This is a genomic window from Streptomyces sp. NPDC004721 (genome assembly GCF_053601495.1).
The window spans coordinates 1-1,904 of record NZ_JBSGBZ010000148.1; the positions used below are offsets into that span (position 1 = coordinate 1).

Genomic DNA, 1,904 nt, shown 5'->3' on the forward strand with positions numbered 1-1,904 from the left:
AAGCGTGAAGAACTCCCATCATCGCAGGTCACAAGGCACTTCCTCGTCTCCGGAGAAGCTATCCACAGACATCAAGCCGGTGGATCCGGGCTCAGCCGCCAAGATGTAGGGGTAAGACATCCCCTCCAGCTCGATGTGGTCTGCGCCATTCCCCGGCGCGGTGGTGTGGGTCTCGATGACGCCGAGATGACCGACACGGGGCATCAGCTCGGTCACGACCTTGCCGAGCCCCTGGCTCTTACTTACGAGGACCACGAGCTGCGGAGCCATCTGAGCGAGTGCCCGCGATACAGCCTGCTGGTAATCCTGATCGAGCGACCCGAACGCAGCGTCCATCACGATGGGATACGTACCAGCATCTATAGGAGACTGGCCCTCTGCTCGGCGCTCCTTGTGGTTCTCGCGGGCGAGCTTGGAGACGGCGGCTACGAAGCTAAGGCTTAGGATCTGGTTCTCGCCGGTCGACTTCGGCACTGGGAGCTCTACACCGTTCACATCCTTGTGAAGCGTCAGCTCGAAGCCTTTACTGAGGGTGGGGATGTGGTTCTGGTGTGTAATGCTCCGAAACACCTTCTTCAACTCGGCATCCAGGCGCACGCGCATGTCATCTTCGCGGATCGCCAGGATCTGGCTGAGCGCGCGCCGCACCGACTGCACGAGGTCGGAGCGCGCTCGGGCCTTTGCCGCGAGTTCATCAGTGACCTCGGCACGGCTGCGTTCCTTTGTCCTCTTCTCGATGTCTTTCGTGATGCGCTCAAGCTCACTCTTGATCGAGCCGATCCGCTGCTGTTTGACACCGATGCGGCTATCGAGGTCCATCCGCTTTGTTTCGAGCTCCTGTGCGCCCTCCAGGCGGCCGTCGCGCAGCTTGCCATCGAGCTCCGACTCGCTTGCCACAAGGCCATCGACCCGATCGCGCGCGTCGCCGATACGCTTCGTAATCTGTCTGAAATCTTCGCACAGTTCAGCACGTTTGGAGGAGAGCGGGCTGATTTGGCCGCTGAGTTGCTGCCAGGCCGTCTCGACGGCCTGCAGTCCGGCCCGCTGCCGCCAGTCCTTGACGTGCTCCCACGCAACGGTGTGCTCGACCAGCGACGTACCGCAGATGCAGGTACCCTCCTCCAAGAGCTGGTCGACAAACTCCCGCTTGAGTGGCGCCGGCAAGGCTCCCTTCTGATAGAGGCCGTTGGCCATCCCAAGAGTCTTCTCGGCGAGCGCTTCCGTGAAGGCTAGGAAGCCGCGCGTCGCGACCAGGTTTACCTGTTCGGCCACCGCCGCGTCGCGAGCGTTGCGGGCCTCCTCGAGTTCTTTGGCGACGGCGTCGCGCTGCGCCTGGATTGGAGCTGCAACTGCGTGCTCACGCAGTAGGTTGGTGACTCTCTCGCGTTCTTCGGTCAGAGTTGCCAGGTTCGCTTCGAGGGCCTCCAGCTCGCCGCGAGCATTCGTTTCACTCTCGTGAAGGTCATCGATGGCGGTCTGAATCTCGCTGGCTTTGTCGCCGCCGTACTTTTTGAGTTCCTGGGTCAGGCGTCGGTCGACCTTGGGCAGGTGTTCCAACGCCCGCTCGACGTGCTGCATTTCAAGCAGAAGTTTGAACCGCCCCGGGTTCGGTAGAGATCTCAGATTGTGGTTGTGACCTGGGGTTTCGTGGATTCCATGTAGTGGTTGGCCTCGTACTCGACGGGCGGAACATGGCCTATCTCACCGTGCAGTCTGCGGTGGTTGTACCAGTCGACCCACTCGGCGGTGGCCAACTCCACCTGGGAGAGCGACTTCCAGGGCCTTTGCGGTTTGATCAACTCGGTTTTATACAGGCCGATCGTTGATTCCATCAGGGCGTTGTCGTAGGCGTCGCCGACCGAGCCGATGGAGGCGGCGATGCCAGCGGCGTCCAGATGCTCGGC

2 protein-coding genes are annotated in these 1,904 nt (G+C 61.5%); both read right to left on the reverse strand.

All coding sequences use genetic code 11. The features are described from left to right. Positions 1-18: 18 nt before the first annotated feature. On the reverse strand, positions 19-1,578 hold the full coding sequence (locus ACWEK3_RS42330) for a hypothetical protein (RefSeq protein WP_453252267.1): 1,560 nt from the start codon (positions 1,576-1,578) through the stop codon (positions 19-21). A 41-nt stretch (positions 1,579-1,619) separates the two neighbouring features. Continuing rightward, the coding region (locus tag ACWEK3_RS42335; protein WP_453252268.1) for an integrase core domain-containing protein at positions 1,620-1,904 on the reverse strand (285 nt) is incomplete at its 5' end.